Here is a 25,865-nt window from a genome sequence, read left to right as displayed (position 1 = left end):
GCTCTAGCAGCACTCACCGACGGTTCCACGGGCGCTGACGCGCGCGTGGGGCGAGCTGTCCACATCACCCTGTTTGTCCACAGGTTCGCGAATCGGTTCTGTTTCGGCCCCCTGACGCACTGACAGCGTCGGAGGCGAAGCCGGGAGGGCCGGCTTCGCCGAATCCGGGGGTGATGTTGTCCGTGAGCATCGCGACGCGTGCCGGGCGCACGAGAAGGCGAAGATCCCATCTCGCGCTCGGTCGCAGGGGTGAGGAACTGGCCACCGAGTACCTGCGTGGGCTCGGCTTGGTCGTGCTCAGCCGCAACTGGCGTTGCCGGGAGGGCGAGCTCGACGTCGTGGCCACCGACCGCACGACGTTGATCGTCTGCGAGGTGAAAACCAGGTCAGGACGTGGCTTCGGGCAACCCGCGGAGGCGGTCACCGAGGACAAGCGCATCCGGATCCGGCGCATCACCAGCAGGTGGCTCGCCGCGTTCCGTGTGGCCTGGTGCCCGGTCCGCTTCGACGTCATCGCCATCGAGTTCCCGCCGACGGGCCCGCCTTCGCTGCGGCACTTCGTGGGGGCGTTCTGATGCCGCTCGCACGCGCGTGGTCGGTCGCGCTGATCGGACTCGACGGCAGGCTGGTGGAGATCGAGGCCGACATCGGGGCCGGGATGCCCGGCACCAAGCTCGTCGGTCTGCCCGACGCCGGGCTGCGTGAGGCCAAGGACCGGGTGCGGGCCGCGGTGCGCAACAGCGGCCAGAAGTGGCCCGACACCCACGTCACGCTCGGTCTGTCACCTGCCGACCTGCCGAAGGTCGGGTCGGGCTACGACCTGAGCATCGCGGTCGCGGTTCTGTCGGCGTCCGGCTCCGTCCCCGCCACGAAGCTGCTGGGGACCGTGCTGCTCGGTGAGCTGGCGCTCGACGGCAGGCTGCGGCCCGTGCGCGGCGTGCTGCCCGCCCTGCTCGCCGCCAGGGAGAACGGCTACCGGCGGGCGGTGGTCCCGGTCGAGTCGCTGTTCGAGGGCGGACTGGTCGACGGCATCGAGGTCGGCGGCGCCGAGCGGCTCACCGAGGTGGTCGCGTGGCTGTGCGGCGATCAGGAGCTCGTACGGCCCGGTCCGCAGAAGGAGGCCGTCGAACCGGACGCGCCCGACCTCGCCGATGTCGTGGGCCAGCCGGAGGCGCGCTGGGCTCTCGAGGTGGCGGCGGCGGGCGGCCACCACCTGTTGATGACGGGACCGCCGGGAGTCGGCAAGACGATGCTCGCCAAGCGCCTGCCTGGTCTGTTGCCGCCGTTGTCGGCGGATCAGGCACTCCAGGTCAGCACCGTGCACTCCGTCGACGGGTCGCTGGATTCGTCGTCCCCGCTGAGCCGGGTCCCGCCGTTCGTCGCGCCACATCACTCGATCTCGGTGGCCGCGCTCGTCGGCGGTGGGAGCGGCATCGCGATGCCGGGCGCGATCAGCAAGGCCCATCACGGCGTGCTCTTCCTGGACGAGGCGGCCGAGTTCGGCGGCGAGCGCCTGGAGTCGCTGCGCACCGTGCTGGAGGAGGGCGAGGTCCGGATCGCCAGGTCACGTGGTGTGGTGCGGTATCCGGCGAGGTTCCAGTTCGTGCTGGCGACCAACCCGTGTCCGTGTGCGCCGCCGAGGGACGTCGACTGCTGCTGCACGCCCAACGCCAGGCGGCGCTACCTCAGCAAACTGTCCGGCCCGCTGCTCGACCGCGTGGACCTCCGCGTCCGGATGCGCCCGATCACGGCGATGAGCGCACACGAGCGCGCCGAGCCGGAGCCGACGGCGACGGTGCGCGAGCGGGTGCTGCGGGCCAGGGACCGAGCCGCGAAGCGCTGGGCGGAGCGAGGCTGGCTGACCAACGCGGAGGTGCCCGGTCCCGCACTGCGACGTGACTACGCCCTGCCAGCCGAGGTGACGCGGCTGCTGGACCGCAGCCTCGACCGCGGTGCCCTCACCGCCCGAGGCGCGGACCGCTGCCTGCGCATCGCCTGGACTCTGGCCGACCTGGCCGAGTCCGACACCCCGGACGCCGACCACGTGGCGGCGGCCCTCGAGTTCCGCGACAGGAGGGCGGCATGACGACCGACCCGGGACACCCGAATCCCTCGATGAGCCCCGGCAACCCGCACCCGCATGGGCCTCCACGGACCGGCCCGCACCGCGCAACGCCGAGCGATACTGACGCCTCTGGGCCGCCCATCACCCACCTGCAACCGCCGGCCGGTACCGAACGCCCACCGCCGACCGACGCCGAACGTTCAGGGCGGTCCGTAGCGCGACGCGCGGCACTGTCCGGTGCCTCGCACGCGGTAGGCGGCGGCAGACGCGCCGCGCCTGCGAGCGCGCGACCGGGAATCGACACGCAACTCCCAGCCCCGGCGGACACCGAGGTTTCAGGGCAGGCCGAGGTCCCAGGCGAAGCACCGCACCGTTCGATATCTGCCCGCGGCCCTGGTGCCGAGCAGGCCGGTGCGCGGCCGGAATCACCGATCGACACGCGATGTCCACCTCCGGCGGGCACCGAAGTTTCACCGCGACCTGAGGTGCGGCGCGAAGCACTGCCCGGCGCCACACGCTCGGTACCTGCCCGCGGCCCTGGTGCCGAGCAGGCCACTGCGCGACCGGGAGCACCGATCGACATGCGACTTCGTGTTCCTGCCGACACCGATCTCTCAGCGCGATCCGACGCGCCGCCCGGTGCCCAACACTCGATACCTGCCCACGGCTGCGCCGAGCAGGTCAGTACGCATTCCGCACCACCGGGTGGTCCCGAACCACAGCATTGCGCAGGTGCTGTCGCGCCAGAGCTCACGAGCCCGCGACCACGCACCGACGTCGACTCGGAGAGCGAGCACCGCGAATCCGTATCGGCCCCCGACACTGCCGACCCGGTGCAGCACGAGGTGAGGACGCGCCGTGGAGCGTCGGCGGAACGCCTCGCTCGCGCGTACCTGCTCCGCGTCGCCGAACCGCCTGCTCCGGCGCTGGCGGCCTTCGTCGCCGAACACGGACCGGTCGAGGCAGCCGACCTGGTTCGGCGAGGGCGAGCACCGGAGGCCGTGGCGCAGGAGACCAGCGCTCGTCGCGAGCTCGACCTCGCGCAGCGGGACCTCGACGAGGCGGCGCAGCACGGCGCCCGTCTCGTGACTCCGGAGGACGACGAATGGCCTGCGTGGCCGTTGTTGTCGCTCGACGTCGCGACCGGCAGGGGAGCGCAAGGTGTCGCCGCGCCGCTCGCACTCTGGGTCCGCGGTGACGCCTGCCTCGACGAGGCGGCACAGGACGCTGTCGCGATCGTCGGCGCTCGTGCGGCCACCGAGTACGGCGAGAACGCCGCGGCCGAGCTCGGCTACGCACTCGCCGACCAGGACGTGCCGGTGTTCTCCGGTGCCGCGTACGGCATCGACGGCGCCGCGCACCGCGGAGCACTGACCGGTCAGGGAACCACGGTGGCCGCGCTGGGCTGCGCACTCGATGCCGGCTACCCGGCTGGCCACACCGGCCTGCTCGATCGGATGGCCTCGCGCGGTGGTGCGGTCGTCAGCGAGTACCCGCCCGGCACACCGCCCGCCCGGCACCGGTTTCTCGTCCGCAACCGGCTGATCGCGGCGCTCACCACCGGCACGGTCGTCGTCGAGGCAGGCAGGCGCAGTGGCGCCCGCAACACCGCGACCACCGCGGGCGTGCTGGGCAAGGTGGTCATGGCCGTGCCCGGGCCCGTCGGCTCGGCGCTGTCGGTCGGCTGTCACGAGCTCATCCGCGACGCCCACGCGACGCTCGTGGCCTCGGTTTCCGACGTCCTCGAAACGGTCGGTCGCCTGGGGGTCGGCCGACCCGACGGGGCGCCTCGCCCGCGACGTCGCACGGACGGCCTCGGGCCGCAGGCCATCCGGGTCCACGAGGCACTCGGGCAACGCCGGGGCAAGTCACCGGAGGACATCGCGACCGAGTCCGGGGTGCCGCTGCCCCGGGTCCGGGCACTCCTGCCGGCGCTCGAGCTGGACGAGTTGAGCGAGCGGTGCGAGACCGGCTGGCGTCGTTCCGGCAAAACCCGCGAGGACGCGGGCCGGTGAGCGCCCGCGCGCCGTGGTGGACAAGACCACTCGGCCGGGCGGATGCCTCCGGCGCCGGATCGGCTCGCGAACCGCCGACTCACGGGCACGAGGTCTCTGGACACCGGCGGCGGGGTGGCGTGCGGGGGCCGCCCGTGACCGACCACGGCGGGACGGTCGGCGGCCGCGCAACCGGGTGCCGACCGGACGGCGGACAGCGCACCGGTGAGCCTCTAACCCAGGTGGGGGAGGTTGGTCTGGTCCGCTGGTGCCCCGTGGTGAACAGCAGCGTTGCGGCTTGATCATCCGGGCGTGGCGATGCTTGACCATCGGGGTCTCGTGCCGCAGCGTCGGTGACATGGCGTCATCAGCTGTTCGCGGTACGGGTTCCGGGGCGGCACGCTCCGGCCCGGGGCGTGCCGGGCTGCTGCCTGTCCGGGCGGCGTTACCGTCCGGCGCGGCGCGGTTGGTCGACGACTACGAGCGCCACCTGCGGTCCGAAAGAGGACTCTCGGACCACACGATCAGGGCGTATGTGGGCGACGTGGTCTCGTTGCTCGGATTCCTGCACGGCGTCGGCAGCGAGGGCGCCGACGCCGCGCAGGCCGACCACACGTCCGATCACGGCGACCGGGCCCGGTCCGTCGCCGCTGGTCGCACTGGTCTGGACGGTCTCGATGGTCTGGACGTCGGGGTCCTGCGGGCCTGGCTCGCCGGGCAGCGCTCGGCCGGGCGCAGCCGCACCACGCTGGCCCGCAGGGCGGCCTCGGCCAGGGTGTTCACCGCCTGGGCACACCGGCAGGGCGTGCTCGCCACGGACCCGGGTTCGCGCCTCGTCGCCCCGCGAGCGCACCGGAAGCTGCCCGGTGTTCTGCGGCCCGAACAGGCCGGTGAGGTCCTGAAGGCCAGCGGCACCGGCGCCGCTGAAGAGGCGCCGGCCGCGCTGCGCGACCACGCGACGCTGGAACTGCTGTACGCCACGGGAATCCGGGTGTCGGAGCTGTGCGGGCTCGACCTGGGCGACGTCGACTACGAGCGCAGGGTCGTACGAGTACTGGGCAAGGGCAATAAGGAGCGCATGGTGCCGTTCGGGCAACCCGCCGAGCGGGCGGTACGCCGCTGGGTCGAACACGGCCGTCCCGCACTGGCCGCGGAAACGTCGGGTGCGGCCCTGTTCCTCGGGGTCAGGGGCCGGCGGGTGGACCCGAGGACGGTGCGACGCGTCGTGCACGACGCCGTAGAGTCAGTCCCGGGGGCCGCGGACATGGGCCCGCACGGCTTGCGGCACTCGGCGGCGACACACCTGCTTGAGGGTGGGGCGGATCTTCGCAGCGTTCAGGAACTGCTCGGTCACGCTACGCTAGCCACAACGCAGCTCTACACCCACGTGACCGTCGAGCGGCTGAAGGCGATTCATGACCGAACCCACCCCCGTGCCCAATGACGCCGGTGGAGCTTCGGCTGGTGAGGAACGTCAGCACGACCGTCCATCCGGGAACGGTGGGCCGGTGACCACTCAGCAGATCCCGGCGGGAACCGACGCCGAGACCGCCATCCAGGCCCTGTGGCGCCAGTTCTCCGACTCGCCGAGCCAGCGCATCCGCGACCGTCTCGTGCTCCACTACGCACCACTGGTCAAGTACGTCGCCGGCCGCGTGGGCACCGGGCTGCCCACCCACGTCGACGTCGCAGACCTGATCCAGTCGGGCATCTTCGGTCTCGTCGACGCGATCGAGAAGTTCGACCCCGAACGCGGCCTCAAGTTCGAGACCTACGCGATGCAGCGCATCCGGGGCGCCATCCTCGACGACCTGCGCTCCCAGGACTGGGTGCCCAGGGTGGTCCGCAGCAGGGCTCGCGAGGTGGAGCGCGCGCTCGACCGGCTCGGCGCGCGCCTGCGCCGCACCCCGACCGATGCCGAGCTCGCCGCCGAGCTGGGCATCACTCTCGAGGAGCTGCGTGACCTCTACGGTCAGCTCCGGCTCACCAGCGTCGTCGCGCTCGAGGACCTGGTCGCCGTCGGCCGCGACAGCGGCTCGCTCGTCGACTCCCTGCCCGACGAGGACGCAGTCGACCCGGCCGCGGTCCTGGTCGACCGCGACAACCGGCGCCAGCTCGCCGCGGCGATCGCGCAGCTCACCGAGCGAGACCGGATCGTCGTCAGCCTCTACTACTTCGAGAGCCTGACCCTGGCCGAGATCGGCAAGGTCCTGGGCGTCACCGAGTCCAGGGTCAGCCAGCTGCACACGCGCGCGGTGCTGAGGTTGCGTGCCAAGCTCGTGGAGCAGGCCGGAGTCTGAGCTGGCCGCGTGACGGTCGTCAGTCCACCACCCCCTCCCACGGTTTGAGCCGCAACGTGGTGCTCGCCACCAGCCGCAGCGGGTTCAGGTAGTCCTCGCCCCGGCGCACGCCCCAGTGCAGACACGCCGCGCCGGGGCAGTCCGCGTGACCCTCGACGACCGTGCCGACGACCTGGCCCTGCGACACCTGATCGCCCGCCGAGACCACGGGCTCCAGCGGCTCGTAGGTGGTGCGCAGCCCGCCGTCGTGCTCGACCGACACCACCCCGCGCCCGGCGAGCCTGCCCGCGAACACCACGTAACCGGCGCCCGCCGCGAGCACGTCCTGTCCCGGCGCGGCCGCCAGATCGACGCCGCGGTGGCCGGGGCCGTACGGCTGCTCGGGCGGATCGAACGGCCTGGCCACCGACGGGGCGGGCGACAGGGGCCAGCCGAAGCGCGGCTCGGTGACGGTCTGCGCTGCCACGACCTGTGCCGTGGAGACCGGCGCGGGGACAGCGGTCAGCACCAGTGAGACGAGCAGGGTCAGCGCCGCGAGGACCGGGTGCCGGACGTGCCGCGCGGGAGGGAGGACGGTCATCTGTCCAGCGTGGGTCCCGGGGTAGGGCTGTGGAGGGCTGAGGTGGAATCTGTGGATAACGGGGGCCGGTGTGGACAACTCTGGTACTCGGGTACCGCCGGTGGGAGCAGGTGGCCGGGGTCGGCGTACACTATTGGGCGCGGTCTGTGCACGCACAGGCTGACTTCGCGTGTACGTGCGCGCTTCGCCGTGTTCTCACGGACGAAGCGAACGGCGCCCGGCGGTCTCCGCGGTGAGAACGTCACCAACGAGTCCGGACGCCGGCACTGCACCAGGGCCACTGACCTCCCGGTCAGCGGCGACAACCGGTCCGCGTGCCGAGCTTTCCGCCCGGCGCGCACAACACAGAAGAGGTGCGAATCAGGCCATGGCCGTCGTCACCATGAAGCAGCTGCTCGACTCCGGTGTTCACTTCGGGCACCAGACCCGGCGCTGGAACCCGAAGATGAAGCGCTACATCCTCACCGAGCGCAACGGCATCTACATCATCGACCTGCAGCAGACGCTGTCGTACATCGACCGCGCCTTCGAGTTCGTCAAGGAGACGGTCGCCCACGGCGGCTCGATTCTCTTCGTCGGCACGAAGAAGCAGGCGCAGGAGGCCATCGCCAACGAGGCGCTGCGCGTGGGCATGCCCTTCGTCAACCAGCGCTGGCTCGGCGGGATGCTGACCAACTTCCAGACCGTGCACAAGCGCCTCCAGCGCCTCAAGGAGCTCGAGTCGCAGGAGCAGACCGGCGGCTTCCAGGGCCTGACCAAGCGCGAGATCCTGACGCTGACCCGCGAGAAGGACAAGCTGGAGAAGACCCTCGGCGGTATCCGCGACATGTCCAAGGTGCCGAGCGCCGTGTGGATCGTGGACACCAAGAAGGAGCACATCGCCGTCGGCGAGGCCCGCAAGCTCAACATTCCGGTCGTCGCGATCCTCGACACCAACTGCGACCCGGACGAGGTCGACTTCCCGATCCCGGGCAACGACGACGCGATTCGTTCGGCTGCGTTGCTGACCAAGGTCGTCGCCGAGGCCGCCGCCGCCGGTCTGATGGCGCGCTCCGGTCGCAACGGTTCCGCCCCCGAGGGCGAGGACAAGCCGGTCGCGTCGGGCGAGCCGCTGGCCGAGTGGGAGCAGGAGCTTCTCTCGGGTTCGGAGCAGGCCACCGAGTCGGCCGCCGCGCCGGCCACCGAGCCTGCCGCTGAGCCTGCCGCCGAGCAGACCACCGCTTCCTGACACTGACCACCTGCGTATACCGCGACAGAGAACGGAAATCGCACGATGGCGAACTACACCGCGGCAGACGTGAAGCGCCTCCGCGAGCTCACCGGCGCCGGAATGATGAACTGCAAGAAGGCGCTGGAGGAGAACGACGGCGACTTCGACAAGGCCGTTGAGTACCTGCGCATCAAGGGCGCGAAGGACGTCGGCAAGCGGGCCGAGCGGGCCACCGCCGAGGGCCTCGTCGCCGGTGACGGCGGCGTGCTGGTCGAGCTGAACTCCGAGACCGACTTCGTCGCCAAGAACGAGGAGTTCCAGCAGCTGGCCGACAAGGTCATCGAGGCGGCCAAGACGCTGCGCACCGATGACGTCGAGAAGCTCAAGACGGCCGAGGTCGACGGCAAGACCGTCGCCGACCTGGTCCAGGAGCTCTCGGCCAAGATCGGCGAGAAGCTGGAGATCCGCCGGGTCGCCGCCTTCGACGGCCAGGTGACCACCTACCTGCACCGTCGTGGTGCCGGTCTGCCCCCGGCCGTCGGCGTGCTCATCGAGTACACCGGCGACGACGCCGACGCTGCTCGCGGCGCTGCTCTGCAGGTCGCCGCGCTCAAGCCGAAGTACCTCACTCGCGACGAGGTCCCGGCCGAGTTGGTGGAGAACGAGCGCCGCATCGCCGAGCAGACCGCCCGCGAGGAAGGCAAGCCGGAGCAGGCCATCTCGAAGATCACCGAGGGCAAGGTCAACGCGTTCTTCAAGGACGTCGTGCTGCTCGAGCAGCCGTCGGTCACGGACAACAAGAAGACCGTCAAGGCCCTGCTCGACGAGGCAGGCGTGACCGTGACCCGGTTCGCCCGCTTCGAGGTCGGCCAGGCGTAGTCCCAGGCAGGCACTTGTGCCCCGTCTCCCGCCAGATCTGGAGGCGGGGCACAGTTGTGAGAGAACCGGTAGAGCAGCACCTGAACGGGGCGGAGGCGACATGAACGAGGACGACACCGACAGGTCAACCGACGGCTACAAGCGGGTGCTGCTCAAACTGGGCGGTGAGATGTTCGGCGGCGGGTCCGTCGGCGTGGATCCCGACGTCGTGCACTCCGTCGCCGTGCAGATCGCCGATGTGGTGCGCGCGGGCGTACAGGTCGCCATCGTCATCGGCGGTGGCAACTACTTCCGCGGTGCCGAGCTGTCCCAGCGCGGCATGGACCGCGACCGCGCGGACTACATGGCGATGCTCGGCACGGTGATGAACTCGCTGGCGCTGCAGGACTTCCTGGAGAAGGAGGGCGTCCCGACTCGCGTGCAGACCGCGATCACGATGGGTCAGGTCGCCGAGACCTACATCCCGCGCCGGGCCGAACGCCACCTGGAGAAGGGGCGGGTCGTGATATTCGGCGCGGGCACCGGGATGCCCTACTTCTCGACGGACACCGCCGCTGCCCAGCGCGCGCTGGAGATCGGTTGCGACGCCGTGCTGATGGCGAAGGCCGTCGACGGGGTGTACACGGCCGACCCGAAGATCGACCCTGGCGCGAAGCTGTTCGACGAGATCAGCCACCGCGAGGTGCTCGAGCGGGGGCTCAAGGTCGCCGATGCCACCGCGTTCAGCCTGTGCATGGACAACAACATGCCGATCATCGTCTTCAACCTCCTCACCGAGGGGAACATCGCTCGTGCGGTGAGTGGTGAGAGGATCGGCACACTGGTCAGTACACCGACACACCTGGAGTAGCCGTGATCGACGAGACCCTCTTCGACGCCGAAGAGAAGATGGAAAAGGCGGTGTCCGTCGCCAAGGAGGACCTGTTGTCGGTGCGGACCGGTAGGGCCAATCCGTCGATGTTCTCCCGGATCGTCGTGGAGTACTACGGTGCTCCGACCCCGCTCAACCAGCTGGCCAGCGTGAACATCCCGGAAGCCCGGATGGCCATCGTGAAGCCCTACGACGCCTCCCAGCTCGTCGCCATCGAGAAGGCGATCAGGGAGTCCGACCTCGGCGTGAACCCGAGCAACGACGGCTCCATCATCCGCATCGTGATCCCTCAGCTGACCGAGGAGCGGCGCAAGGAGATGGTGAAGGTCGCCAAGGGCAAGGGCGAGGACGCGCGGATCTCCATCCGCAGCGTGCGCCGCAAGGCCAAGGAAGAGCTCGACCGGATCGCCAAGGACGGCGAGGCCGGTGAGGACGAGGTCGCCAGGGCCGAGAAGGAGCTCCAGCATCTCACCGACAAGTACGTCCACCAGGTCGACGAGCTCGTGAAGCACAAGGAAGCAGAGCTGCTCGAGGTCTGATGACGAAGGTGAGCGAGCACCAGGAGGAACGCGAGGCGGCCGCCGCGCCTGGGAACACGCCCGAGCCGGCGAAGAAGTCCTCGCGGGCCGGTCGCAACCTGCCCGCGGCCATTGCCGTGGGCGTGGCGTTGGGTGCGGCGATCCTGGTGTCGCTGTTCACCGTTCGCTACGTCTTCATCGGCATCGTCGCCGCGGCGATCGCGGTGGGCACCGTCGAGCTGGCCAGCGCGTTCCGCAAGGCGGCGAACATCAAGGTCGCGCTCGTCCCCGTGCTGGTGGGCGGGCAGGCCATGATCTGGCTGGCGTGGCCGTTCGGCCGCGAGGGGGCGCTGACGGCGTTCGTGCTGACGGTGCTGCTGTGCCTGCTGTGGCGGCTGCCCGGCGGTGCCGACGGCTACCTGCGCGACGTCGGAGCGTCGGTCTTCGCCGCCGCCTACCTGCCGCTGTTCGCCGCGTTCGCCGCCATGCTCGTGCCGCCCGAGGACGGCGTCGGCAGGGTGCTGTCGTTCATGATCGTCGTCGTGGCCTCCGACACCGGTGGCTACGTGGCCGGAGTGCTGCGGGGCAAGCATCCGATGGCGCCTTCCATCAGCCCGAAGAAGACCTGGGAGGGTTTCGCGGGCTCGTTGACGGCCGGTGTCATCGCGGGTGGCCTGTGCCTGCAGTTCCTGCTCGACGGCATGGCCTGGCAGGGCGTGCTGTTCGGCGCGGCGATCGTGCTCACCGCGACGCTGGGCGACCTCATGGAGTCACTCATCAAGCGCGACCTCGGCATCAAGGACATGGGCAACACCCTGCCGGGCCACGGCGGCATCATGGACCGGCTCGACTCGCTGCTGCCGTCGGCGGTCGTCTCCTGGCTGCTGCTCAGCGCGTTCGTCGCGACCACCTGACGTGGCCGGTCAGTCGTCGTAGGGGTCGTCGACCTCGGCCCTGCCGACGCCGGTGTCGACCCGCCGGGAGCGGTCGACGATCGAGAAGACCGCTCCGCCCGGGTCGGCGAGTACCGCGACCCTGCCGAAGGGCGTGTCGAGCGGTGCGGTCACGACGCTGCCGCCCAGCATGAGTGCGTGCCCGGCGATGGCGTCGGTCCCGCGTGCGGGGTCGGCCACGAAGTAGACCATCCAATGTGGCGAGACGGTGGCCTGGTAGCTCGGGTCCATCGCGTAGCGATAGAGCACGGGTTCGTGCTCGAGCCGCCATTCCACGTAGTCGATGCCGTCCTGGCCGATCTACTGGTCCGTGAACTCGAAGAGCCTGCAGTAGAAGTGGTCTGCGCTCGGCGCGTCGTGCGTGTTGAGGTCGGCGCCGCTGAACGTCCCCGGCATCGTGGTGGCGAACGCCCAGTTCTCCGGCGGCTGCCAGAACACGACGGGTGCACCGCTCGGGTCGACGGCGTGCAGGATGCTGCCGCGGTCGGGGATGTCGACCGGCCCCAGCGTCAGCGTGCCGCCGAGGTGTTCCACCCATTCCGCCGTCGTGACGGTGTTGCCGACGGCCAGGTGCACCATCCAGCCGGTGGACTGGTCACCCGCGGCCTGGTACAGACCTGCTGTCTCGAACTCGTTCAGCAGCGCGATGGAGTAACGGCGGTTGATCGTCGCCGGATCCCGTTTGAGGAAGAACTCCCAGCCGAAGAGTTCGCCGTAGAACGTTCTCGCCGACTGCTCGTCAGCGGATGCCAGCTCGACCCAGCACGGCAATCCGGCGGGAAGCAGAGACGGTGAAACGGACATACCGACTGACATGTTCACAACTCCCCTTGAGTGAAGGCCCCCGGCACCTACCACGCCGATGATGTTACGACTTCGCCCGCACGGATAGGCTGGATCCGTGAAAAGGTTCGTGCGCAAGGTGGAAGTGATTCCCAGCCCCAACATCTGGTATCACGTCGACGCGTACGAGCTGGAGAACCATGCGCAGGACGTCGACGGTGAGATCTGGCGGATTCTGGCCGAAACCGTGTCGTGGCAAGGCGGAGTGGCCCTCGACATCGGGTGCGGGGACGGGTTCCACCTCGCCAGGTTCGCGGAGACCGCGTCGTCGGTGATCGGTGTGGAACCGCATCCGCCTTTGGTGCGCCGCGCCGAGCGCCGGGTGGCCGCGCTCGGCAACGTCGTCGTCAGAAGGGGGACGGCGCAAAGGATTCCACTCGCGGACGCGTCGGTGGACGTGGCGCACGCGCGCACGGCGTACTTCTTCGGGCCGGGATGTGAGCCTGGTTTGTCCGAAATAGACCGAGTGTTACGGCCGGGCGGCCGGTTCGTGATCGTCGACCTCGACACGTGGCATTCGCCCTACGGTGACTGGATGCGCGCGGACCTGCCGCACTACGACCCGGACGCGGTGGACGAGTTCTTCGCGTCGGCGGGGTTCTGCCTGCGGCGGGTGGAAACGCGCTGGCGCTTCGCCGACCGCGAGAGCATGGAATCGGTGCTGCGAATCGAGTTCAGCCCCGGGGTGGCCGAGCGAGCCGTCGCGGAGACCGTCCGCCGCGGCGCCGGGCTCCCGGGGCCGCTGGAGCTTCCGGTGGGCTATCGCGTTCTGGTCCGCGACAAGCCCACCGGGCTCGTTCACTCATCGTCGGCCGGAGTCTCGCCGAGGATGCCGTAGAGCGCGCGCCGCGCCTCGTTCAGCAACTCGACCGCCCTGGCCTTCTGTTCCGTCGATGCCACGAGCGAGACCTGCTGCATGGCGCCCATCAGTGCGCCCGAAGCCTCGCGCAGTTTGACCTCGTTGGGGTCCGCCTCCTGGGCGAAGTGTTCCCAGGGCGGGGTCTCCAACTTCTCGGCCGCCGCGCGGCCCTGTTCGGTCAGTTCGAAGAGGCGCTTGCCGCCGTCCTCGCTGCTGTGCACGAGGCCTTCGTCGGCGAGTAGTTGCAGAGTCGGGTAGATCGAGCCGGGGCTCGGTCGCCAGAACCCGCCGCTGCGCTCACCGATCTCGCCGATGATCTCGTAGCCGTGCCGGGGCTGCTCCGCCAGCAGGGCGAGGATCGCCGAGCGGACGTCGCCGCGCCTGCCCCGCCTGCCGGGTCCACCGGACCTCGGGTGCGGGCGACCGCGCTTGCCAGGGCCGAAGCCGGGAGGGAAGTCGCCGAACGGCCCGCGGCCGCGCGGTCCGAAGGCAGGCCTGCCGTGTTCGTGGCTGAACTGGTCGTGTGTGAAGTGGTGTCTCATGATGTCGATCCTTTCGTGAACTATCTCGACTGGTTCACGATATATCGGAAACAGTCGGAGTGCAACCACTCGGTCCGTGGGACACTGGAGCGCGCTATGACTGCCCTTCCCCTTGTCTTCGACGCGCCCCGCCGTGGCCTGCCCCGGCGGCACCTCGCCGACATGACCACCGCCGAGCGCGCCGACGCCGTCACCGCGCTGGGCGAGAAGCCGTTTCGCGCCAAGCAGCTGTCGAACCACTACTTCTCCCGGCTGACCGTCGACCCGGAGGAGATGACCGACATCCCGGCCGCGTCCCGGCAGCGCCTGGTGGACGAGCTGATGCCGACACTGCTCACCGAGGTCCGCGCGATGGCGTGCGACGAAGGCACCACACGCAAGACGCTGTGGCGCGCGCACGACGGCACGCTGCTCGAGAGCGTCCTCATGCGTTACCCGGACCGCGCCACGCTGTGCATCTCCAGCCAGGCCGGCTGTGGCATGGCGTGCCCGTTCTGCGCCACCGGCCAGGGCGGCCTCGAGCGCAACCTGTCGACGGCCGAGATCGTCGACCAGGTGCGCTCGGCCGCCGCGGTGATGCGCGACGGCGTGATGTCGGGCGGCGAGGGCAGGCTGTCCAACATCGTGTTCATGGGCATGGGCGAGCCGCTGGCGAACTACAACCGCGTGCTCGCCGCGGTGCGGCGGATCACGGACCCGGCTCCGTCGGGACTGGGCATCTCGCAGCGGTCGGTGACGGTGTCGACGGTGGGCCTGGCCCCGGCGATCCGCAAGCTCGCCGACGAGAAGATGCAGGTGCGGCTGGCGGTGTCGTTGCACACGCCGGACGACGAGCTGCGGGACACGCTCGTTCCCGTCAACAACCGGTGGTCGGTCGACGAGGTGCTGGACGCGGCGCGGTACTACGCGGACTCGACCGGGCGCCGGGTGTCGATCGAGTACGCGCTGATCCGGGACGTGAACGACCAGCCGTGGCGAGCGGACCTGCTGGCCGAGCGGCTGCGCAAGCACCTGGGGCACCTGGTGCACGTGAACCTGATCCCGTTGAACCCGACGCCGGGCAGCAAGTGGGACGCCTCACCGAAGCCGGTGGAGCGGGAGTTCGTGCGGCGGGTCAACGCCGGGGGAGTGACGTGCACCGTGCGCGACACCCGTGGCCAGGAGATCGCCGCCGCGTGCGGCCAGCTCGCAGCCGAGGGCTGAGCACCCGGCGCAAGCCGGCCCGGCGCGGGGTCAGCCGGGCCGGGCCGCGCGGACACCCCCGGCACAGCGAAACAGCGCGCGGGGACAAGCCCCACGCGCTGTTCGAAGTCGCTTGCCGCTCAGCGGCGCCAGGCGGTGCGGCGCTTGCGGATGTCCAGCACCAGACCGAAGGCCACGGCGATGGCCATGCCGACCAGCCACACGTTCTCGGTGTTGTTCTCGTGGTTGCCGATCAGCATGATCAGCAGCGCGAACACCGTGAACCAGCCCGCGAAGCGCGTGGCCTTCGGGAAGCCTCCGTGCCAGCCCCACTCCGCCGACGGCTCGTCGCGGGTATCGACTTCGGTGCCGCTGCGCTTCTCGATCGCCTTGCTCGCCACGATCACTCCTCACCTGCCATCACATGCACATCGATGATCCCACATGCCTGCCGACAGGCCACGAGGACCGTCCGCGAGAATGGTCACCGATGAACCATCCACGCAGTGTGCTCGTCCTCGGCTCGACGGGTTCGATCGGCACCCAGGCGCTCGACGTCGCGGGGCGCAACCCCGGCCTGTTCCGCATCGCGGGGCTCGCCGCGGGCGGCTCCGACCCGCAGGCGCTGGCCGCACAGGCGATCGCCCACGAGGTCGAGGCCGTGGCCGTGACCAGGCCGACCGCGATGGAAGACCTGCAGCTCGCGCTGTACGCCGAAGCCCAGCGGCGCGGCTACGCGCGGGGCGAGTTCCGGCTGCCGCGGATCTTCGCCGGGGCAGGCGCGGTGCTCGACCTGATCGACGCGGTGCCCGCCGACGTGGTGCTCAACGGCCTGCCCGGCTCGCAGGGCCTGGCGCCGACGTTGAAGGCGCTGGGCACGGGCGCCTCGCTCGCGCTGGCCAACAAGGAGTCGCTCATCGCGGGTGGCCCGCTGGTGCTGGGGGCCGCGAAGCCCGGCCAGATCGTGCCCGTCGACTCCGAGCACTCCGCGCTCGCGCAGGCCCTGCGCGGCGGCGACGCCGACGAGGTGGAGCGGCTCGTGCTCACCGCGTCCGGGGGGCCGTTCCGGGGCCGCACGCGGGAGCAGCTCGCCGTGGTCACCGTGGAGGACGCGCTCAAGCACCCCACGTGGGCCATGGGGCCGCTCGTGACGATCAACTCCGCGACGATGGTCAACAAGGGCCTCGAGCTCATCGAGGCACACCTGCTGTTCGACATCCCGTGCGACCGGATCGACGTCGCCGTGCACCCGCAGTCGATCGTGCACTCGATGGTCACCTTCGTCGACGGCTCCACGATCGCGCAGGCCAGCCCGCCGGACATGCGCCTGCCCATCGCGCTGGCGCTCAACTGGCCCCGGCGCGTGCCCGGCGCGGCCCCCGCGAGCCGGTGGGACACGGCGGCCGAGTGGACCTTCGAACCCCTCGACGACGAGGCCTTCCCCGCCGTCGAGCTCGCCAGGCACGTGGGCACAGAGGGCGGGTGCCTGCCCGCGGTGTTCAACGCCGCGAACGAGGAGCTGGTGGAGGCCTTCCTGGCAGGGAACACCAGCTTCACGTCCATCGTGGACACTGTGGGGAAGGTGGTCGAGGCGGCCGGCGAGTGGGGTCGCGCACCCCGCGACGTCGAGGACGTCTTCGAAGCGGAACGGTGGGCGCGCCAGCGCGCCTCGGCAATCGGTACTGGAAGGAAGTAGGGCGCGTGCTCGTCTACATCCTGGGAGTCGTGCTCTTCGCGCTCGGCATCTGCGTGTCCGTGGCGTTGCACGAGGCGGGGCACATGCTCACCGCCAAGGGCTTCGGCATGAAGGTCCGGCGCTACTTCGTGGGCTTCGGGCCCACGGTCTTCTCGTTCCGGCGCGGCGAGACCGAGTACGGCCTCAAGGCCATCCCGCTCGGCGGTTTCTGCGACATCGCGGGCATGACCGCGCTCGACGAGGTCACCCCCGACGAGGCGCCGCGCGCCATGTACCGGTTCAAGACCTGGAAGCGCACCGTCGTGCTGGCCGCGGGCTCGTTCACGCACTTCGTGGTGGGCCTCATCGTCGTGTACCTGATGGCGATCACGATGGGCCTGCCCAACCTGGCGGGCAAGCCGATCGTCGATCAGGTCTCCCCGTGCGTGCGCGGAGGAGCCACCGTCGAGGAGTACAACAACCCGGAGTGCACGCCGAACGACCCGGCCCCCGCGAAGGACGCCGGACTGCGACCCGGTGACCAGGTCGTCTCGGTCGGCGGCACGCCCACCCCGGAGTGGACCGACCTGCTGGCGGCCGTGCAGTCGGCCGAGGGGCCCACCAGGTTCGAGATCCTGCGCGACGGCCAGGCGCAGACGCTCTCCGTCGACGTGCCGCGCATCACCCGGCCCATGACCGACGGCGGCACCGAGGTGGTCGGCGCCATCGGCGTCACGCCGTCGGGCCTGACCCCGGCGGTCGGCGCGCTCACCGGCGTCGGTGAGTCGCTGAGCTTCACCGGCACGATGCTGGTGGAGACCTGGAACCGGCTGCTGGAGTTCCCCGAGCGCATCCCGGCCGTGGTCGAGGCGATCTTCGGCGGCGAACGCGACCCGAACACCCCGGTCAGTGTCGTCGGCGCGAGCCGGATCGGCGGCGAGGCCGTGGAGCAGGGGCTGTGGGAGGTCTTCCTGCTGCTGCTGGCGAGCCTCAACTTCTTCGTCGGCATTTTCAACCTGCTGCCGCTGCTGCCGCTGGACGGCGGGCACATCGCGATCACGTGGTACGAGCGGGTCCGCGACTGGCTGCGCAAGATCCGCGGCAAGGTGCCCGGTGGTCCGGTCGACTACACCAAGCTCAATGCCGTGACGATGGTCATCGTCCTCATCGGCGGGGCTGTCGTGTTGCTCACGGTGACCGCCGACATCGTCAACCCGATCCGACTGCCACAGTGATGGAGCAGCGGTTCCTCCATCGGGGGACCGCTGCCGTCACCGCTGTGGTGCACCCCGTGCTCACCGTCACGGTGGACGCTGTTCACCCCAACCCCCGATCACGCTGACGTATCGTTGGTGCTGACGCGCTCGTAGACCGTTTGCAGAGGATTCGATGACCGTCGACCTGGGCCTGCCGGCCACTCCGCCCCCCGTTCTCTCCGAACGCCGCAAGACCCGCCAGTTGCAGGTCGGGACCGTCGGTGTCGGTAGCGAGCACCCCATCTCGGTGCAGTCGATGACGACGACGGTCACCGCCGACGTCAACGCGACCCTGCAGCAGATCGCCGAGCTCACCGCCGCGGGCTGCGACATCGTGCGCGTGGCCTGCCCGAGCGCCGACGACGCCGAGGCGCTGCCCGCGATCGCGGCCAAGTCCGGGATCCCCGTGATCGCCGACATCCACTTCCAGCCGAGGTACGTCTTCGCCGCCATCGAGGCGGGCTGTGCCGCAGTGCGCGTGAACCCGGGCAACATCAAGAAGTTCGACGACAAGGTCGCCGAGATCGCCCGCGCCGCCAAGGACCACGGCACCCCGATCCGCATCGGCGTGAACGCGGGCTCGCTCGACAAGCGGCTGATGGAGAAGTACGGCAAGGCCACGCCCGAGGCGCTCGCGGAGTCGGCGCTGTGGGAGGCCTCGCTGTTCGCCGAGCACGACTTCCACGACCTGAAGATCTCGGTCAAGCACAACGACCCCGTGGTCATGGTGCGGGCCTACGAGATCCTCGCCGAGCAGTGCGACTACCCGCTGCACCTCGGTGTCACCGAAGCCGGTCCCGCGTTCCAGGGCACCATCAAGTCGGCCGTCGCGTTCGGTGCGCTGCTGCGCCAGGGCATCGGCGACACCATCCGCGTGTCGCTGTCCGCGCCTCCGGTGGAGGAGGTCAAGGTCGGCACCCAGATCCTGCAGTCGCTGAACCTGCGGCCGCGCAAGCTCGAGATCGTCTCCTGCCCGTCGTGCGGCCGCGCGCAGGTGGACGTCTACAAGCTCGCCGACGAGGTCACCGCCGGGCTCGAGGGCATGGAGGTGCCGCTGCGCGTGGCAGTCATGGGCTGTGTCGTGAACGGCCCCGGCGAGGCCCGCGAGGCCGACCTCGGCGTGGCGTCGGGCAACGGCAAGGGCCAGATCTTCGTCAAGGGCGAGGTGATCAAGACGGTGCCCGAGCACCAGATCGTCGAGACCCTGATCGAGGAGGCCATGCGCATCGCCGAGGAGTCGGAGGAGACCGGCGGCGAGCCGGTCGTCACGGTGAGCTGAGGCGCGTGGCCTTCGAGTTGGGGGTCTACTCGTTCGGCGAGATCACGCCGGACCCGGTGACGGGTGCCGTGCCGACGGCGCGCCGTCGGCTGCGGGACTACGTCGAGCAGGCGCGCCTGGCCGACGAGGTGGGGCTCGACGTGTTCGCGATCGGCGAGCACCACCGCGGCGACTTCGCCGTGTCGGCCACGGCGGTGGTGCTGGCCGCGATGGCCGAGCACACCGAGAACATCCGGCTCTCCAGCTCGGTCACCGTGCTCAGCTCGGAGGACCCGGTGCGGGTGTTCCAGCAGTACGCCACGCTCGACCTGCTCTCGGGTGGTCGTGCGGAGATCATCGCCGGGCGCGGGTCCTACGTCGAGTCGTTCCCGCTGTTCGGCTACGACCTCGCCGACTACGACGCGCTGTTCGCCGAGAAGCTCGACCTGCTGCTGGCGCTGCGCGAGAACAACCCGGTGACCTGGTCGGGCCGGTTCCGGCCAGCGCTGACCGACGCCGACGTAGCGCCGCGTCCGCTGCAGGAACGCCTGCCGATCTGGGTCGCCGTCGGCGGCACCCCCGCCTCCGTGGTGCGCGCGGGCACGCTCGGGCTGCCGCTCGCGCTGGCGATCATCGGCGGCCCTCTGGCCCGGTTCCAGCCCTTCGCCCGGCTCTACCGCAGGGCCGCGCAGGAAGCGGGACACGACCCCGCGACGCTGCCGGTGAGCATCAACTCGCCCGGTTTCGTGGCGCCGACGAGCCAGGCCGCGCGCGAGCTGTCCTATCCGTACTTCGATCGCGGCATGCTGGAGAACTTCCACGAGCGCGGGCACGGCTTCCACACCCCGCGCGAGGCCTACGACGCGCAGTCGTCCCCGCCCGGCGCGCTGGTGGTGGGCAGCCCGCAGGAGATCGTCGACAAGATCCTCCACCAGCACGAGCTGTTCGGGCACCAGCGGCTGCTGATCCAGCTCGCCTTCGGCGGTGTGCCGCAGAAGGAGACGCTGCGCGCCATCGAGCTGCTCGGTACCGAGGTGGCTCCCGTGGTCAGGCGCGAGCTCGGGGACGCGGCCTAGAGTCGGTGCCATGGGCAGTGCCGAGTTCGCCGTCGCCGCGCCCCATCCGGTGCTGCGGCCGCTCGTCACGCGCTACATCGGCTACTCGCAGCGGCACAACACGCTCTCCGTGCACCGCGGACTGCCCAGCCGCCACCTGACCCTGGTCGTCGGCCTCGGACAGCCCGTGCGCGTGCTCGCGATGCCGAAACACGGCGAAGCCCCGGGATCGTTCGCGGGGCTCGTCGGCGGCATGCACACCGCGCCCGCGTTGATCCGGCAGGACCTCGTGCAGGCGGGGATGCAGCTGGAGCTCCACCCGCTCGGGGCGTACGCGCTGCTCGGCGTCACCGCGGCCGAGCTCTCCGGCTACGTCGTCGACCTGGCCGACCTGGGCTCACCCGGGCTGGCGCGACTGCCCGAGCGGCTCGCCTCGGCGCCGGACTGGCCGCGCCGGTTCGCGGTGCTCGACGCCGTGCTGCTCGACCAGCTCGACGAGCGCCGAGCGCCCGCGCCCGAGATCGGCTGGGCGTGGGACCGGTTGATCGACGCGGGAGGCACGCTGCGGGTCGACGCGCTGGCGCGCGAGGTCGGGTGGAGCAGGAGGCACTTCGGCGAGCGGTTCCGCCGCGAGGTGGGGCTCACGCCCAAACAGGCCGGACGCGTGTTGCGGTTCGAGCGCGCGGGCACGGTGTTGCGGACCCGAGCCCGCGTGAGCCTGGCCGAGCTCGCCGCGGAGTGCGGCTACCACGACCAGGCCCACCTGACCAACGAATGGCGCGCGCTCGCGGGCTGCTCGCCCGGCACGTGGATCGCCGAGGAGCTCCCATTTCTGCAATACGACCCGGGTGAACGTGGCGAAGAATCGGCGTCATGAACAACGCTATGAACAACCCAGGAGTGTGGCCGTCCGTTCTGTACGACGACGCCGACGCGGCCCGGCGTTTCCTCATCGACGTGTTCGGGTTCACCGAGGCGCTCGTGGTCCGCGGCGACGACAGTGGCTCGATCGTCCACGGCGAGCTGAGGTGGCCCGAGGGCGGTGGCGTGATGTTCGGTTCTCGCGGCCAGTCCCACGGGGGCGTCGCCGAGCCGAGCGCGCGGACGCAGTGGATCTACGTCGTGACCGCCGATCCCGACGCCGTGTACCGCAGGGCACTCGACGCGGGCGCGACGATCTCGGACAAGCCCCGCGACACCGACTACGGCTCCCGCAACGTCGGGATCGTCGATCCCGAGGGCACCAACTGGATCTTCGGTACGTATCCGGGCGCGGCCTAGCCCTCGCCGTGGCGCCGTCCGGGGGTTCTCTTTTCCGAATCCGGCCGTGATCTGGCAGGCTGGGACCGTGCTGCGGGTTGCAGGTGCGCGACTGCTCGAGGACAAGGACTACCCGGCGGTCCGTGCCGTGCTCGCGGCGGACCCCGTGGTGAGTTGCATGGTCTCGGCCCGCGTCGAGGTGGCCGGGCTGGATCCGTGGAGGCTCGGCGGCGAGCTCTGGGGCGCCGACGGCCGGACCGGCCGCGCCGGCGCCCTGCACGGCTTGTGCTTCTCGGGACCGAACCTGATCCCGTTGCGGGGCAACCCCGCCGCCCTCCGATCGTTCGCCGACCGGGCGTTGCGCAGGCAGCGGACGTGCTCCTCGCTCGTCGGTCCCTCGGAGCAGGTGCTCGGCCTGTGGGACGAGCTCGCCGGCGAATGGGGTCCGGCCCGCGAGATCAGGCACGACCAGCCGCTGATGGCGCTCGAACAGCTCCCGACCGTGCCTGGTGACCGCGACGTGCGGCCGGTGCGGCCCGACGAGCTCGACCGGTACCTGCCCGCCGCGATCGCGATGTTCATCGAGGAGGTCGGCGTCGACCCGCGCATCGGTGACGGCGGCGCCAGCTACCGCGCCAGGGTCGCCGAGCTGATCGCGGGCGGGCGCGCGTTCGCGCGCTTCGAGAACGGCGAGGTCGTGTTCAAGGCCGAGATCGGCGCGCTGTCGGAGACCGTGGGACAGATCCAGGGCGTGTGGGTGCACCCGGACAAGCGCGGCCACGGGCTGGGCTCGGCGGGCACCGCCGCCGTGGCGACGCGGCTCGCGCGCGGCATGGGCCGGGTCGCGAGCCTGTACGTCAACTCGTTCAACGCACCCGCGCTCGCGGCCTACCGCAAGATCGGCTTCCGTCAGGTGGGCCGGTACGCCACGGTGCTGTTCTGAGTGGCGTATCGCCGTTCCGGCGGCCGGGAGCTGCATACTCGTCAACCGTGCGAGCTGGAGGTCACCGAATCGGTGCCGCGCTGGTGTGCGCGGCGTTCGTCGTCAGCGGGTGCGGTGTGTTCGGCGGGCCGGAACCGGGCGATGCCGTCGACGAGTTCATCGCCGCGCTGGCCGAGGGCGACACCGCCGCGGCCGCCGCGCTGACCGACTCGCCCGAGGTCGCCAAGGGCGCGCTCGACCAGGTCCGTGGCGCGCTCGAACCGAAGTCCGTCGAGGGCTCGGTCGGCTCGGTCGCCGAGGAGGGCGACGGCGGCGCGACCGTGGACTACCGCTTCGACTGGGGACTCGGCGACGACCGGCGCTGGTCCTACGACGCGCAGGCGCAGCTGCACGAGGTCGACGGCGAGTGGAAGCTGCGCTGGGCGCCGACGGTGCTGCACCCGGAGCTCGGCATCCAGCAGGGTCTCGCGCTGCGCACCGAGACGGCCCCGCCCGCGCCCGTTCTCGATCGCGACGGTGCGCCGCTGTTGCAGGCCGACACCGTGATCGGCGTCGTCGTGGACGGCCAGGCGGCGGGGGACGAGCTCGACGCCGTCGCGGGCAGGCTGGCCCGCGAGCTCGGCCGGATCGAGCCCAGCATCACCAAGCGCTCGATCCTCGACGGCGTCAAGGGCACCGAGCAGGGCACGGGGTATCTGGCGGCGAGCCTGCGCTCGGCCGACTACCAGCGCATCAAGCCCGCCATCTACGAGCTCGCGGGCGTGCGGTTCACGAGCGAGGAACGGTTGCTCAGCGCGGAACGCGGACTCGGCAGCCAGGTGCTGCCCGCGATCCGCTCGGCCGTGGCCGAGCGGATCGCGGGCAGGCAGGGCTGGCGCGTGGTGACCACCGACCCCACGGGCGCTGAGATCGACGAGCTGCACGCCGAGCGGGCGCGGCCCGCCGATGCCGTGTCGGCCACGCTGAGCCTGGGCGCGCAGCGCGCCGCCGAGGACGCGCTGGACGGCGTGCCGGGCGTCGCCGCGATCGTGGCGCTGCGGCCCGACTCCGGCGAGCTGCTGGCGATCGCGCAGAACGAGGCCGCCGACGAGCAGGGCGCCATCGCGCTCACCGGCCGCTACCCGCCCGGTTCGACGTTCAAGATCGCCACCGCGGCCGCGGCGATGTCGGCGGGTGAGGCCGGTCCGGACACGCGGGTGGACTGCCCGCCGACCACGACCATCGAGGGCAGGCGCATCCCGAACGACGACGAGTTCGGGCTGGGGAAGGTGCCGCTGCACACGGCGTTCGCGCGCTCGTGCAACACCACGTTCGCGCGCCTGGCCGTGGACCTGCCGCCCGACGCGCTCACCACCGCGGCGCGCGACCTCGGCATCGGCGCCGACTTCGTGATCCCCGGTATCACCACGATCACCGGCTCCGCGCCCGCCGCCGACGACGTCGTACAGCGCGCCGAGAACGGCTTCGGCCAGGGCACCACGCTCGCGAGCCCGTTCGGCATGGCGGTGGCGGCCGGGACCGTCGCGGCGGGGCAGACGCCGGTGCCGAGCCTGCTGACCGGTGAGCGGACGGAGGCGAAGCACCTCGGTGAGCCGCTCGCGCCGGACGTGCTCGACGCGCTGCGGGCGATGATGCGCGAGGTCGTGACCGACGGCACGGCGACCGCACTGGCCGGGCTGCCCGGCGTGCACGGCAAGACGGGCACCGCCCAGTTCGGCGACGGCACCCGCTCGCACGGCTGGTTCGCCGGCTACCAGGGCGACGTCGCGTTCTCGGTGCTCTGCGTGGACGCGGGCAGCTCGCGGCCCGCCGTCGAGGCCGCCCAGCGGTTCCTCGGTGCGCTCGGTTAGGCGGGCCGCCGATCGGTTCCCCGGGCGCGTCGTAGGCTGGGGGCATGCCCGTTCGCGCCTCGTTGCAGCCCGGTGTGCAGACGCCACTCCGTCCCGTCCCGACCGCCATCGCGCGCCCCGAGTACGTCGGCAGGCCCGCGCCGAAGCGCGACTCCGGCAACGGCGTGCGCACCCCCGAGGTCATCGAGGCCATGCGCGTGGCGAGCCGGATCGCCGCGCAGGCGCTCGAGGAGGGCGGCAAGGCCGTCAAGCCGGGCAACACCACCGACGACATCGACAAGGTCGTGCACGAGTTCCTGCTCGACCACGGCGCCTACCCGTCGACGCTGGGCTACCGCAACTTCCCCAAGTCGTGCTGCACCTCGCTCAACGAGGTCATCTGCCACGGCATCCCCGACTCGACCGTGATCGACGACGGCGACATCTGCAACATCGACGTCACCGCCTTCATCGGGGGCGTGCACGGCGACACCAACGCGACCTTCCTCGCCGGTGACGTGTCCGAGGAGGCGCGCCTGCTCGTCGAGCGCACGCACGAGGCGACGATGCGCGCGATCAAGGCGGTGCGGCCGGGCAGGCAGCTCAACGTCATCGGCAGGGTCATCGAGTCCTACGCCAAGCGCTTCGGCTACGGCGTGGTCCGCGACTTCACCGGCCACGGCGTCGGGCCCGCCTTCCACACCGCGCCGACCGTGCTGCACTACGAGGAGCCCTCGGTGGACACGGTGATCGAGCAGAACATGACCTTCACGATCGAGCCGATGATCACCCTCGGCTCGATCGACTACGACGTGTGGGCAGACGACTGGACGGTCACCACCAAGGACAAGTCGTGGACGGCGCAGTTCGAGCACACGATCGTCGTGACCGAGTCGGGCGCGGAGATCCTCACGCTGCCCTGACCGCCCTGAGGTAGGTATCGCCCACATAACCGGGTGCTGGGTTGTGGGCTTCGCGCACATGGTTGCCGAGCCGTGCTGCTCGTACCGTGTGCTGCCATGACCAGCACCTCCCTGCACGGCAGGACCGCACTCGTCACCGGTGGCGCGAGCGGCATCGGCCGCGCCTGCGTGCTCGCGCTCAGCGAGGCGGGTGCCAAGGTGCACCTCGTCGACGCCGACGCCGACGCGGCCTCGGAGACGGCGGAGCGGACCGGCGCCGTCGCGCACGTCGCCGACCTGACCGACCCCGCCGCCGTCGACGGGCTGCCCACCGAGGTCGACGTGCTCGTGAACAACGCGGGCGTGCAGCACATCGCGCCGATCCCCGAATTCCCGCCCGAGCGCTTCGCGGCGCTGCAGCAGCTGATGGTCACCACGCCGTTCCTGCTCATGCGCCGCTGCCTGCCCGCGATGTACGAGCGCGGCTGGGGCAGGTTGATCAACATCTCCAGCGTGCACGGCGTGCGCGCGAGCCCCAACAAGGCCGCCTACGTCGCCGCCAAGCACGGTCTTGAAGGACTCAGCAAGGTCGCCGCGCTCGAGGGCGCCCAGCGCGGCGTGACCAGCAACTGCGTCGACCCCGGCTACGTGCGCACCGCGCTGGTCGAGGGTCAGGTCGCCGACCAGGCCCGCTCCCGTGGCATTCCCGAGCGCGCCGTGGTGGACGAGGTCTTCCTCGGCCGCACCGCCGTCAAGCGGCTCATCGAACCCGCCGAGGTCGCCGCCGTGGTGCTCTGGCTCTGCGGCGAGCACGCCGACTACCTCACCGGCGCGTCGATCCCGCTCGATGGCGGCTGGACCGCCAGCTAGCCAACGACGTCCCGTTCCCCC

At 70.8% G+C, this 25,865-nt stretch carries 25 protein-coding genes and 1 pseudogene; 22 read left to right on the top strand and 4 right to left on the bottom strand.

Annotation, left to right across the window (positions count from 1 at the left end):
• The first annotated feature begins 182 nt into the window (after positions 1-182).
• From JHE00_RS20715 to JHE00_RS20695, 5 genes are all read left to right on the top strand, one after another.
• Positions 183-575, top strand: a complete 393-nt coding sequence (locus tag JHE00_RS20715; protein WP_372440485.1) for a YraN family protein — start codon at positions 183-185, stop codon at positions 573-575.
• A complete protein-coding gene (locus JHE00_RS20710) occupies positions 575-2,086 on the top strand; it encodes a YifB family Mg chelatase-like AAA ATPase (protein WP_200320617.1) in 1,512 nt (503 codons plus the stop codon). Before JHE00_RS20715 ends, JHE00_RS20710 begins: the two co-directional genes overlap by 1 nt.
• A gap of 824 nt (positions 2,087-2,910) precedes the next feature.
• The gene (gene dprA / locus JHE00_RS20705) at positions 2,911-4,080 is read left to right on the top strand and encodes a DNA-processing protein DprA (protein WP_307832034.1); all 1,170 of its coding nucleotides are present in this window, start codon (positions 2,911-2,913) and stop codon (positions 4,078-4,080) included.
• Between the two features lie 337 nt (positions 4,081-4,417).
• The gene (locus JHE00_RS20700; protein ID WP_200320613.1) at positions 4,418-5,503 is read left to right on the top strand and encodes a tyrosine recombinase XerC; all 1,086 of its coding nucleotides are present in this window, start codon (positions 4,418-4,420) and stop codon (positions 5,501-5,503) included.
• The gene (locus JHE00_RS20695) at positions 5,475-6,359 is read left to right on the top strand and encodes a FliA/WhiG family RNA polymerase sigma factor (protein WP_200320611.1); all 885 of its coding nucleotides are present in this window, start codon (positions 5,475-5,477) and stop codon (positions 6,357-6,359) included. Before JHE00_RS20700 ends, JHE00_RS20695 begins: the two co-directional genes overlap by 29 nt.
• A gap of 19 nt (positions 6,360-6,378) precedes the next feature.
• Here JHE00_RS20695 and JHE00_RS20690 read toward each other — a convergent pair whose 3' ends face one another.
• A complete protein-coding gene (locus tag JHE00_RS20690; protein ID WP_200320608.1) occupies positions 6,379-6,939 on the bottom strand; it encodes a M23 family metallopeptidase in 561 nt (186 codons plus the stop codon).
• Positions 6,940-7,306: 367 nt separating this feature from the next.
• Here JHE00_RS20690 and rpsB point away from each other — a divergent pair, with 367 nt between their 5' ends.
• From rpsB to JHE00_RS20665, 5 genes are all read left to right on the top strand, one after another.
• On the top strand, positions 7,307-8,167 hold the full coding sequence (gene rpsB / locus JHE00_RS20685) for a 30S ribosomal protein S2 (RefSeq protein WP_200320606.1): 861 nt from the start codon (positions 7,307-7,309) through the stop codon (positions 8,165-8,167).
• Positions 8,168-8,212: 45 nt separating this feature from the next.
• Positions 8,213-9,028, top strand: a complete 816-nt coding sequence (tsf, locus tag JHE00_RS20680; protein ID WP_200320604.1) for a translation elongation factor Ts — start codon at positions 8,213-8,215, stop codon at positions 9,026-9,028.
• 100 nt (positions 9,029-9,128) lie between these two features.
• Positions 9,129-9,878 (top strand): UMP kinase, encoded by a 750-nt coding sequence (gene pyrH, locus JHE00_RS20675; RefSeq protein WP_200320602.1) that lies wholly within the window; start codon positions 9,129-9,131, stop codon positions 9,876-9,878.
• Between the two features lie 2 nt (positions 9,879-9,880).
• Positions 9,881-10,438 carry a ribosome recycling factor gene (gene frr, locus JHE00_RS20670; protein WP_200320600.1) on the top strand — a complete coding sequence of 186 codons (558 nt, stop codon included), beginning with the start codon at positions 9,881-9,883 and terminating at the stop codon, positions 10,436-10,438.
• A complete protein-coding gene (locus tag JHE00_RS20665) occupies positions 10,438-11,331 on the top strand; it encodes a phosphatidate cytidylyltransferase (protein ID WP_200320598.1) in 894 nt (297 codons plus the stop codon). The genes frr and JHE00_RS20665 overlap by 1 nt, the downstream gene beginning before the upstream one ends.
• A 9-nt stretch (positions 11,332-11,340) precedes the next feature.
• On the opposite strand, the pseudogene JHE00_RS20660 reads toward JHE00_RS20665, so the two are convergent.
• A pseudogene (locus tag JHE00_RS20660) lies at positions 11,341-12,186 on the bottom strand (VOC family protein).
• Positions 12,187-12,271: 85 nt separating this feature from the next.
• On the opposite strand from JHE00_RS20660, the gene JHE00_RS20655 reads away from it, so the two are divergent.
• Positions 12,272-13,051 (top strand): class I SAM-dependent methyltransferase, encoded by a 780-nt coding sequence (locus tag JHE00_RS20655; protein WP_200320596.1) that lies wholly within the window; start codon positions 12,272-12,274, stop codon positions 13,049-13,051.
• On the opposite strand, the gene JHE00_RS20650 is transcribed toward JHE00_RS20655, so the two are convergent.
• Complete coding sequence (locus JHE00_RS20650; RefSeq protein WP_200320594.1) at positions 13,012-13,614, bottom strand: PadR family transcriptional regulator; 603 nt, start codon at positions 13,612-13,614, stop codon at positions 13,012-13,014. The genes JHE00_RS20655 and JHE00_RS20650 overlap by 40 nt on opposite strands.
• A 96-nt stretch (positions 13,615-13,710) precedes the next feature.
• Here JHE00_RS20650 and rlmN point away from each other — a divergent pair, with 96 nt between their 5' ends.
• On the top strand, positions 13,711-14,817 hold the full coding sequence (gene rlmN / locus JHE00_RS20645; RefSeq protein ID WP_200320592.1) for a dual-specificity RNA methyltransferase RlmN: 1,107 nt from the start codon (positions 13,711-13,713) through the stop codon (positions 14,815-14,817).
• 119 nt (positions 14,818-14,936) lie between these two features.
• Here the strand turns inward: rlmN and JHE00_RS20640 are convergent, their stop codons facing one another.
• Positions 14,937-15,197: a DUF2631 domain-containing protein gene (locus JHE00_RS20640; RefSeq protein ID WP_200320590.1), complete on the bottom strand. Its 261-nt coding sequence runs from the start codon at positions 15,195-15,197 to the stop codon at positions 14,937-14,939.
• An 89-nt stretch (positions 15,198-15,286) separates the two neighbouring features.
• On the opposite strand from JHE00_RS20640, the gene dxr reads away from it, so the two are divergent.
• The 10 genes from dxr to JHE00_RS20590 all read left to right on the top strand — a co-directional run bounded on the left by dxr (position 15,287) and on the right by JHE00_RS20590 (position 25,844).
• Positions 15,287-16,492, top strand: a complete 1,206-nt coding sequence (gene dxr, locus JHE00_RS20635) for a 1-deoxy-D-xylulose-5-phosphate reductoisomerase (RefSeq protein ID WP_200320587.1) — start codon at positions 15,287-15,289, stop codon at positions 16,490-16,492.
• 5 nt (positions 16,493-16,497) lie between these two features.
• Positions 16,498-17,706 carry a M50 family metallopeptidase gene (locus JHE00_RS20630; protein WP_200320585.1) on the top strand — a complete coding sequence of 403 codons (1,209 nt, stop codon included), beginning with the start codon at positions 16,498-16,500 and terminating at the stop codon, positions 17,704-17,706.
• 154 nt (positions 17,707-17,860) lie between these two features.
• Positions 17,861-19,006: a flavodoxin-dependent (E)-4-hydroxy-3-methylbut-2-enyl-diphosphate synthase gene (gene ispG, locus JHE00_RS20625; RefSeq protein WP_200320583.1), complete on the top strand. Its 1,146-nt coding sequence runs from the start codon at positions 17,861-17,863 to the stop codon at positions 19,004-19,006.
• 5 nt (positions 19,007-19,011) lie between these two features.
• Positions 19,012-20,061: an LLM class flavin-dependent oxidoreductase gene (locus JHE00_RS20620; RefSeq protein ID WP_200320581.1), complete on the top strand. Its 1,050-nt coding sequence runs from the start codon at positions 19,012-19,014 to the stop codon at positions 20,059-20,061.
• A gap of 10 nt (positions 20,062-20,071) precedes the next feature.
• On the top strand, positions 20,072-20,917 hold the full coding sequence (locus tag JHE00_RS20615) for a helix-turn-helix domain-containing protein (protein WP_200320579.1): 846 nt from the start codon (positions 20,072-20,074) through the stop codon (positions 20,915-20,917).
• Positions 20,914-21,321 (top strand): VOC family protein, encoded by a 408-nt coding sequence (locus tag JHE00_RS20610; RefSeq protein WP_200320578.1) that lies wholly within the window; start codon positions 20,914-20,916, stop codon positions 21,319-21,321. The genes JHE00_RS20615 and JHE00_RS20610 overlap by 4 nt, the downstream gene beginning before the upstream one ends.
• A gap of 67 nt (positions 21,322-21,388) precedes the next feature.
• Positions 21,389-22,243 carry a GNAT family N-acetyltransferase gene (locus JHE00_RS20605; protein WP_200320575.1) on the top strand — a complete coding sequence of 285 codons (855 nt, stop codon included), beginning with the start codon at positions 21,389-21,391 and terminating at the stop codon, positions 22,241-22,243.
• A gap of 47 nt (positions 22,244-22,290) precedes the next feature.
• Positions 22,291-24,093: a penicillin-binding transpeptidase domain-containing protein gene (locus JHE00_RS20600; RefSeq protein WP_200320573.1), complete on the top strand. Its 1,803-nt coding sequence runs from the start codon at positions 22,291-22,293 to the stop codon at positions 24,091-24,093.
• Positions 24,094-24,137: 44 nt separating this feature from the next.
• Positions 24,138-24,995, top strand: coding sequence for a type I methionyl aminopeptidase (gene map, locus JHE00_RS20595; protein ID WP_200320571.1), 858 nt, complete (start codon positions 24,138-24,140; stop codon positions 24,993-24,995).
• A 96-nt stretch (positions 24,996-25,091) separates the two neighbouring features.
• Positions 25,092-25,844 (top strand): 3-hydroxybutyrate dehydrogenase, encoded by a 753-nt coding sequence (locus tag JHE00_RS20590; protein WP_200320569.1) that lies wholly within the window; start codon positions 25,092-25,094, stop codon positions 25,842-25,844.
• Positions 25,845-25,865: the final 21 nt, after the last annotated feature.

Origin of the sequence: Prauserella cavernicola (assembly GCF_016595675.1) — a bacterium.
Taxonomy (GTDB): Bacteria; Actinomycetota; Actinomycetes; order Mycobacteriales; family Pseudonocardiaceae; genus Prauserella_A; species Prauserella_A cavernicola.
The sequence above is the reverse complement of the archived record's forward strand: the minus strand, read 5'-3'. Positions and strand labels throughout refer to the sequence as shown.

Bases quoted from the DNA above. Each gene is read 5' to 3' on its own strand.
- JHE00_RS20710 (WP_200320617.1), top strand. From the start codon at position 575: ATGCCGCTCGCACGCGCGTGGTCGGTCGCGCTGATCGGACTCGACGGC.
- JHE00_RS20700 (WP_200320613.1), top strand. From the start codon at position 4,418: ATGGCGTCATCAGCTGTTCGCGGTACGGGTTCCGGGGCGGCACGCTCC.
- JHE00_RS20695 (WP_200320611.1), top strand. From the start codon at position 5,475: ATGACCGAACCCACCCCCGTGCCCAATGACGCCGGTGGAGCTTCGGCT.
- JHE00_RS20690 (WP_200320608.1), bottom strand. From the start codon at position 6,939: ATGACCGTCCTCCCTCCCGCGCGGCACGTCCGGCACCCGGTCCTCGCG.
- rpsB (WP_200320606.1), top strand. From the start codon at position 7,307: ATGGCCGTCGTCACCATGAAGCAGCTGCTCGACTCCGGTGTTCACTTC.
- tsf (WP_200320604.1), top strand. From the start codon at position 8,213: ATGGCGAACTACACCGCGGCAGACGTGAAGCGCCTCCGCGAGCTCACC.
- pyrH (WP_200320602.1), top strand. From the start codon at position 9,129: ATGAACGAGGACGACACCGACAGGTCAACCGACGGCTACAAGCGGGTG.
- JHE00_RS20665 (WP_200320598.1), top strand. From the start codon at position 10,438: ATGACGAAGGTGAGCGAGCACCAGGAGGAACGCGAGGCGGCCGCCGCG.
- JHE00_RS20650 (WP_200320594.1), bottom strand. From the start codon at position 13,614: ATGAGACACCACTTCACACACGACCAGTTCAGCCACGAACACGGCAGG.
- rlmN (WP_200320592.1), top strand. From the start codon at position 13,711: ATGACTGCCCTTCCCCTTGTCTTCGACGCGCCCCGCCGTGGCCTGCCC.
- dxr (WP_200320587.1), top strand. From the start codon at position 15,287: ATGAACCATCCACGCAGTGTGCTCGTCCTCGGCTCGACGGGTTCGATC.
- ispG (WP_200320583.1), top strand. From the start codon at position 17,861: ATGACCGTCGACCTGGGCCTGCCGGCCACTCCGCCCCCCGTTCTCTCC.
- JHE00_RS20615 (WP_200320579.1), top strand. From the start codon at position 20,072: ATGGGCAGTGCCGAGTTCGCCGTCGCCGCGCCCCATCCGGTGCTGCGG.
- JHE00_RS20610 (WP_200320578.1), top strand. From the start codon at position 20,914: ATGAACAACGCTATGAACAACCCAGGAGTGTGGCCGTCCGTTCTGTAC.
- map (WP_200320571.1), top strand. From the start codon at position 24,138: ATGCCCGTTCGCGCCTCGTTGCAGCCCGGTGTGCAGACGCCACTCCGT.
- JHE00_RS20590 (WP_200320569.1), top strand. From the start codon at position 25,092: ATGACCAGCACCTCCCTGCACGGCAGGACCGCACTCGTCACCGGTGGC.